Source organism: Pseudoalteromonas ardens (assembly GCF_030125445.1).
In the GTDB taxonomy this organism is placed as follows: Bacteria; Pseudomonadota; Gammaproteobacteria; order Enterobacterales; family Alteromonadaceae; genus Pseudoalteromonas; species Pseudoalteromonas ardens.
In genome coordinates, this window is sequence record NZ_JASJUV010000014.1 from 50,892 (window position 1) to 57,644 (window position 6,753).

Here is a 6,753-nt window from a genome sequence, read left to right on the forward strand (position 1 = left end):
ATAGGGTACAATGGGGTAACTCAGATAGACATTATAAAAGCGGGGTAGCCCGCTTTTTTGTTACTTTGTCCTAGGCCAGTCTTTGGAACAGGGCAGTGAAAGGTAAACACTATGACAGATTTCAGCTTTCAAAATTTAACGCCCGATCTGATCCTGGATGCCATTGAAAGCGTCGGGGTTTATCCTGAATCGGGGTTGTTGCCCCTCAATAGTTATGAGAATCGGGTTTATCAGTTTCGTGCTGATGATAACCGTCGCTATGTGGCGAAGTTTTATCGTCCTGAACGCTGGCATTCCGAGCAAATCCAGGAAGAACACGACTTCACGCTTGCCCTACAGCAAGCTGAAGTACCGGTTGTTGCCCCTCACCGTGTAGAGGGGCGCAGTTTGTTTGAGCATCAGGGCTATCGATTCTGTCTGTTTCCAAGTGTCGGGGGTCGCCAATTCGAGGTGGACAACCTGGATCATCTGGAAATGCTTGGTCGCTATATTGGGCGCTTGCACAGCGTTGCGAAGCAGGGTGACTTTGCGCACCGCCCGGCGATTGATGTGACCAGCTATCTGCATCAGCCGCGTGTCGATATTTTGGCTTCCGAGTGCTTGCCTGATACATTGCGGCTTGCATTTACTACCGTGCTTGATCAGGTCATTAACAAAGCAGAAGAAAAATTCACACCAATCCAGCCGATCCGTTTGCATGGTGATTGCCATGCTGGCAATATTCTATGGTCTCAGGAACAGTTAATGATCGTGGACCTTGATGATTGTCGTCAGGGACCCGCGGTTCAGGATCTCTGGATGATGTTAAGTGGTGACAGGCAAAATCAAGTGATGCAACTTGATACCCTGTTATCTGGCTATGAAGAGTTTGCCTCGTTCGATGCGCGCGAGCTTGCCTTAATTGAGCCGCTGAGGGCCATGCGTATGGTGCATTACATGGGATGGTTGGCTAAGCGTTGGCATGATCCGGCGTTTCCCCGGAACTTTTCGTGGTTTGCAACAGACAAATACTGGGAACAGCAGATCCTGGCATTAAAAGAACAACTTGCCGCTCTGGATGAAGCGGCGATCAGTCTTTATCCATAAAAATTTAGAGAGAATAGTAATGTTAAAATCGATCAAGGTTGCGCTAATTGCGTTGTGTATGCCAGTGTTGGCAATGGCAGCCGACTTCACGGATGGTAAGCACTATCAGACGTTAACGACCACAAAAAGTGAGTCGGCCAAAGTCACCGAGTTCTTTTCTTTTTATTGCCCGCATTGCTTCCAGTTCGAACCGGTTGCCAAAGCGCTGGAGAAAAGCCTGCCACAAGGTGCTGTGTTTGAAAAAAGCCACGTTAACTTCCTGGGTGGCCTGGCACCAGAAGTTCAGAGCAACCTGAGTTATGCCTACATCATTGCAAAACACCATGGTAAAGCACAGCAGGTGAGCGACCAGATTTTTAACACCATTCATGTGCAGCAAGTGCAACTAAAAGACTTAAAAGATGTCAAAAAGTTACTGGAAGCGAATGGGATCAGTGCTGAGCAGTTTGATGCTGCTATGGCAAGCATGCCGGTGATCAGCGCAGAGAAAGCGATGGTTGAGAAGCAAGATGCATTTAGTAAAGCGGGTGCCTTAACGGGTGTCCCCACTTTTGTTGTGAACGATAAATATAAGATTAACCTGAGAGAGCTGAGCAGTCAGGCTGAGCTTGATGCTCTGGTTAAACACCTATTAGAAAAATAAGGGAAGCAGACTATGTTTAAATCTATTTGCGCCGCTGCACTGGCGCTGTTCCTGCCTTTAATGGCCAATGCTGCCAACTTCCAGGAAGGCAAGCATTATGAAGTGGTCGCGGAGCGCGGTACAAAGAAACCTGAAGTGACTGAGTACTTCTCTTTTTATTGCCCGGCTTGTAACAACTTTGAATCATTGATCGGTGAGTTTAAACCAAAACTGGATCAGGACGTGAAGTTCAAAAAGAGTCACGTTGACTTTGTTGGCGTCAGAGACCCTGAAATTCAGCAAATGATGAGCACGGCATTGGCGACAGCATCAGTGTTGCCACAAAAAGATAAGATTGTATCGGCCATGTTTGCACATTTACACGGCAAGCGCGGTAAGTTCAATGAAGTTGCGGACATCAAAGATCTGTTTGTTGCACAGGGCGTGTCAGCCGAAAAATTTGATAAGCTGTATAAGAGTTTCTCAGTTCGCACAAAAGCGAAGAAAATGAAACGTGCGCAAGAGCAAATGCAGGACAAAGGTGCATTGAGTGGTGTACCGACGTTTATCGTCAATGGTAAATACAAATTGATCTTGTCGCGAGAGTCGGGTGTGACTTCACCGGATGATATTGCCGCATTGATTAATTATCTGGCGAAAAAATCTTAATTTGCCAGAATGAAAAAACCCGCGATGGACGCGGGTTTTTTTATGTCTTAGATTCGCATTTACTTTCTGGTCAGAAAGACACCCGATTCAACATGGTGGGTGTAAGGGAACTGATCGAAGATAGCGATACGCGACACCTGATGCGTTTCACACAGCAATTCCAAATCACGTTCCAGCGTGTCCGGGTTGCAGGAAATATAGATGATGTTGTCGTATTGGCTGACCAGTTTACAGGTTAATTCATCCATGCCTGCGCGTGGCGGGTCTACCAGAATGGTTTGGCAGTTGTAACTGTGTAGATCTATCCCTTTGAGGCGTGAGAACTGTTTTTCGCCCTTCATCGCTGCGGTAAATTCTTCACTCGACATACGAATGATATCAAGGTTATCTACCTCATTGGCTGCGATATTGTACTGCGCTGAGTGTACAGAAGATTTAGAAATTTCAGTGGCCAATACCCGATTAAATTGGCCCGCCAGGGCGATGGAAAAGTTGCCATTGCCACAATACAGTTCAAGTAAATCGTTTTGCAGTGGTGCGCACAGGTCTTGTGCCCAGGCCAGCATCTTTTCGTTCACTGCTGCATTGGGTTGAGTAAAGCTGTTTTCGACTTGCTGATAGGTGTACTGTTTGTCATTAACAGTCAGCCGTTCAGTCACAAAGTCATCGCCAAATACCACTTTTTGTTTTCTGGCTCGGCCGATAAAGTCGACTTTATAACTCTGCTGTAGCTCGTGACGTAGCGCTTGCATAGCTTCTTGCCAGGTATCGTCCAGTGCTCTGTGGTAAAGCAGGCTGATCAGTACTTCTCCACTGAGTGTGGTGAGATAGTCAATCTGAAACAGCTTACGGCGCAGGATCTCGTTGTGACGTAGTTTATCCATCATCACCTGCATCATTTCGTTGACCAAAGGCGCACCTGGATCAAACTGATCCACCCGGATCTTCTCTTTGGTTTGTTGGTCGAACATGATGTGGAACAGATCGTCACCGTCATGCCAGACTCTGAATTCACAACGCTGACGATAGTGGCTTTTGGGGGAGTCGTACACTTCCAGCTGTGGCGCATCGAAGCGGGCAAATTGCGCACTGATCCGCTGCTGTTTTTCTTTCAACTGTTGCTCGTAGGTCGAAGTGTCAATCGTGATCACCGCCATATTAAAACCACCATAGTTAATGCAAAGAGGCGCTATTTTAGGATGCACTTTCGATTTGTCCAGCACAGAGCAAAACTTTTTGCTCTTTTATTGTACAATAGACTTAAGCTTATGGCGTTTTGGCCGATAACCAACTATCAAGTAAAGCGGAGAGCAGACATGAAAATCGGACAGTTGAATCAGCTGTTGAATCCGGCGATGCAGCATAACGCGGGTAAAGCTAAATCGCTTATCCCTAATATGTCAATTAATACGGATAGTTACCACGGAAACAAATCCCAGGCGGCGGCAAAAATGCTCGATGATAAACTGGCGCAGGCGCTGGGCATTGAGAAAAAAGAAGAAAAAGACAAGCCGTTGTTTGATTTTGAGGAAATTGTCAAAAATGTACTGGGGTTTGTACAGGGGGCTGTGAAGAAAGCCAAGGCCGCAGGGGAAGACGACGACACACTCAAGAGTATGCTTGATCAAGCACGCAAGGGCGTGCAGATGGGGATTGATGAAGCGTCTGAAGAGTTAAAAGGCACCGGTTTATTCAATGATGAAATTGAAGATGGGATAGAAAAGTCCCGAGAAGGCATTTTTAACGGTCTGGACGAATTTGAAAAAGAGTTGTTTGATCCAAAGCCTCAGCAAGTCTCTGTTAGTGCCGCTCAGTTTGCCAGCTTATCGAATCAGGCTGAATACGCCTTTACCACAGCAGAAGGCGATGAAGTGGTGATTTCATTCAGTGATGCGATGAGTCAGTCTAAAGCGGCCAGTTACGCGCGCAATGGCGATGGTGAAGGATTTGCTTATGGTGAGCAGAGCAGTCGTGAACTTAGCTTTTCTATCAGTGTGAATGGGGATCTGAATGAAGATGAGCAGGCTGCCATCAATGACATGATGAAAGATATCCGTGATGTCAGCGACACCTTTTTTGCCGGTGATTACGACGATGCCTTTGCCAAAGTGCAGGAGCTGGGCATTAACAGTGAGCAAATCGTCAACTTCACCATGGACTTGCGCCAGACTAAAACCTCGGCAGCGATAGCTCAGTATCAGCAAAGTAATCCGATGAAAGATCTGGAAAAAGCATTACAGCCATTGGATCAGCGTTTGGAAGGGATCCATGATGAGGCGAAAGGACTGGGTATAGAAGCTCAGTTACCGGATATTATGGCGTGGATCAACGAAGGCCAGGCACGTCTGAATGAGTTTTTGGATTATGCTGAAGGCTTCTTCAGCGCCCTGGAATCACGTCAAGCTGAGAAGCAAGACCAGCAGGTATAATAGCGCGTCCGAACCCATTCAGTTTGAGCTGACACAAGTATTTATTTTAAACCCTGACCGTGGCACACTGCGCGCGAACTGTAAATAAGGAGCGCATGTGCCACACATTCTCGTTTTTGATTCTGGTATCGGTGGAACCAGCGTGCTTGAGCACATTCGTGCGGTACTGCCTCATGCCGATTATAGCTATGTGATGGACAACGTGCTGCTGCCTTATGGCTTGCAGTCCCAGCAGACTATTCAGCAGCGTTTGGCTGCCCTGATCAAGTGGCTCGATCGCGAGTTGCATGCGGTCGATATCATAGTGATTGCATGCAACACCGCTTCAACTTATGCATTGGAATCTACGCGTCAGTTAACCTCTATCCCGATTGTTGGAGTTGTACCAGCTATCAAGCCCGCAGCCATAGCCAGTCGTAGTCGACATATTGGCTTACTGGCGACGCCAGCAACGTCCGGAAATACTTACACCCAGCAACTTATTACGCAATTCGCTAACGAATGCCAGGTTGACTTGTATCAGTCGACTAAATTGGTTGAGCTGGCTGAACAGTTTTATTGGTCCGGTGAGATTGACCGTGAGCTGCTTGTCGCTGAGATCAAACAACTTGAACTCGCCGCAGGATTGGATCTCTTAGTTTTGGGGTGTACGCACTTTCCTATTATTGCGAAACCTTTGAGTGAGGCCATTTCTGAGTCGATGACCCTGATTGATTCAGGCGCTGCAATTGCCAGGCGTGTTGCGTCTTTATTGGCGCAAGGGGGCATGACTGAAGAACCAGGGATGGCAGCTCAGTGCATTGGCGTTGAGCCAGGGGTAACGAATTGGTACGCGACGGCAACCCAGGCGCATAATATTGATAGACCAGAAATCAAATTGATCAGCCTTGATCGTTAGTGGTCAGTGACGCTTGTTTTTGTTTTGCTTCTCTGACTTTTAACGTACGCTGCTGAAACTCAGATCCATTGAGTTTGTTGATGGCTTTTAAAGCATCGGGGCATGGTAGGGGCATTTCGATATAGCTTAATACAAGTGCGAAAATACTGCAGGAATAAAAAAGGGGTGGTAACCAGGTTGGCACCACCCCTGTTAGTGTGAACAACGAGCTATTATAAAATGAGTGAGATCAGTCTTGATCGTTAGTGGTCAGTGACGCTTGCTTTTGTTTCGCTTCTCTGACTTTTAACGTACGTTGCTGAAACTCAGATCCATTGAGTTCGTTGATGGCTTTAAAAGCATCGGAGCATGGTGGGAGCATTTCGATAAAGCTCTATACAAGTGCGAAAATACTGCAGGAATAAAAAAGGGGTGGTAACCAGATTGGCACCACCCCTGTTAGTGTGTACAACGAGCTATTATAAAATGAGTGAGATCAGTCTTGATTGTTAGTGGTCAGTGACGCTTGTTTTTGTTTCGCTTCTCTGACTTTTAACGTACGTTGCTGAAACTCAGATCCATTGAGTTCGTTGATGGCTTTAAAAGCATCGGAGCATGGTGGGAGCATTTCGATAAAGCTTTATACAAGTGCGAAAATACTGCAGGAATAAAAAAGGGGTGGTAACCAGATTGGCACCACCTCTGTTAGTGTGAACAACGAGCTATTATAAAGTGAGTGAGATCAGTCTTGATCGTTAGTGGTCAGTGACGCTTGTTTTTGTTTCGCTTCTCTGACTTTTAACGTACGTTGCTGAAACTCAGATCCATTGAGTTCGTTGATGGCTTTTAAAGCATCAGAGCATGGTGGGAGCATTTCGATAAAGCTCTATACAAGTGCGAAAATACTGCAGGAATAAAAAAGGGGTGCTAACCAGATTGGCACCACCCCTGTTAGTGTGAACAACGAGCTATTATAAAGTGAGTGAGATCAGTCTTGATCGTTAGTGGTCAGTGACGCTTGTTTTTGTTTCGCTTCTCTGACTTTTAACGTACGTTGCTGAAACTCAGAT

General features: G+C 46.4%; 6 protein-coding genes and 4 pseudogenes. 5 read left to right on the top strand and 5 right to left on the bottom strand.

The window, feature by feature from the left end; all coding sequences use genetic code 11:
* Nucleotides 1-111 precede the first annotated feature (111 nt).
* The 3 genes from QNM19_RS24315 to QNM19_RS24325 are packed head-to-tail and all read left to right on the top strand — an operon-like array spanning nt 112 to nt 2,377.
* Nucleotides 112-1,086 (top strand): serine/threonine protein kinase, encoded by a 975-nt coding sequence (locus QNM19_RS24315; RefSeq protein ID WP_049866012.1) that lies wholly within the window; start codon nt 112-114, stop codon nt 1,084-1,086.
* A gap of 19 nt (nt 1,087-1,105) precedes the next feature.
* Entirely contained in the window at nt 1,106-1,729 is a 624-nt protein-coding gene (locus tag QNM19_RS24320; RefSeq protein ID WP_010387105.1) for a thiol:disulfide interchange protein DsbA/DsbL, read from the top strand.
* Nucleotides 1,730-1,741: 12 nt separating this feature from the next.
* The gene (locus QNM19_RS24325; RefSeq protein ID WP_010387104.1) at nt 1,742-2,377 is read left to right on the top strand and encodes a thiol:disulfide interchange protein DsbA/DsbL; all 636 of its coding nucleotides are present in this window, start codon (nt 1,742-1,744) and stop codon (nt 2,375-2,377) included.
* A gap of 59 nt (nt 2,378-2,436) precedes the next feature.
* On the opposite strand, the gene trmA is transcribed toward QNM19_RS24325, so the two are convergent.
* Nucleotides 2,437-3,534, bottom strand: coding sequence for a tRNA (uridine(54)-C5)-methyltransferase TrmA (gene trmA / locus QNM19_RS24330; protein WP_049866011.1), 1,098 nt, complete (start codon nt 3,532-3,534; stop codon nt 2,437-2,439).
* Nucleotides 3,535-3,693: 159 nt separating this feature from the next.
* Between trmA and QNM19_RS24335 the strand changes: the two genes are divergently transcribed.
* Both QNM19_RS24335 and murI read left to right on the top strand, forming a co-directional pair.
* Nucleotides 3,694-4,806 carry a DUF5610 domain-containing protein gene (locus tag QNM19_RS24335; RefSeq protein ID WP_049866010.1) on the top strand — a complete coding sequence of 371 codons (1,113 nt, stop codon included), beginning with the start codon at nt 3,694-3,696 and terminating at the stop codon, nt 4,804-4,806.
* Between the two features lie 97 nt (nt 4,807-4,903).
* On the top strand, nt 4,904-5,704 hold the full coding sequence (gene murI / locus QNM19_RS24340) for a glutamate racemase (protein WP_049866009.1): 801 nt from the start codon (nt 4,904-4,906) through the stop codon (nt 5,702-5,704).
* Here the strand turns inward: murI and QNM19_RS24345 are convergent.
* The 4 pseudogenes from QNM19_RS24345 to QNM19_RS24360 form a co-directional block, all read right to left on the bottom strand.
* Nucleotides 5,688-5,801 (bottom strand): annotated as a pseudogene (locus tag QNM19_RS24345) (RNA-binding protein); the annotation flags it as partial. The gene murI and the pseudogene QNM19_RS24345 overlap by 17 nt on opposite strands.
* A 132-nt stretch (nt 5,802-5,933) precedes the next feature.
* Nucleotides 5,934-6,074: pseudogene (locus QNM19_RS24350) on the bottom strand (RNA-binding protein); the annotation flags it as partial.
* Nucleotides 6,075-6,179: 105 nt separating this feature from the next.
* Nucleotides 6,180-6,320 (bottom strand): annotated as a pseudogene (locus QNM19_RS24355) (RNA-binding protein); the annotation flags it as partial.
* A gap of 105 nt (nt 6,321-6,425) precedes the next feature.
* Nucleotides 6,426-6,566: pseudogene (locus tag QNM19_RS24360) on the bottom strand (RNA-binding protein); the annotation flags it as partial.
* Between the last annotated feature and the right edge of the window lie 187 nt (nt 6,567-6,753).

Coding starts and splice junctions, on each gene's coding strand:
- QNM19_RS24315 (WP_049866012.1), top strand. CDS start 112: ATGACAGATTTCAGCTTTCAAAATTTAACGCCCGATCTGATCCTGGAT.
- QNM19_RS24320 (WP_010387105.1), top strand. CDS start 1,106: ATGTTAAAATCGATCAAGGTTGCGCTAATTGCGTTGTGTATGCCAGTG.
- QNM19_RS24325 (WP_010387104.1), top strand. CDS start 1,742: ATGTTTAAATCTATTTGCGCCGCTGCACTGGCGCTGTTCCTGCCTTTA.
- trmA (WP_049866011.1), bottom strand. CDS start 3,534: ATGGCGGTGATCACGATTGACACTTCGACCTACGAGCAACAGTTGAAA.
- QNM19_RS24335 (WP_049866010.1), top strand. CDS start 3,694: ATGAAAATCGGACAGTTGAATCAGCTGTTGAATCCGGCGATGCAGCAT.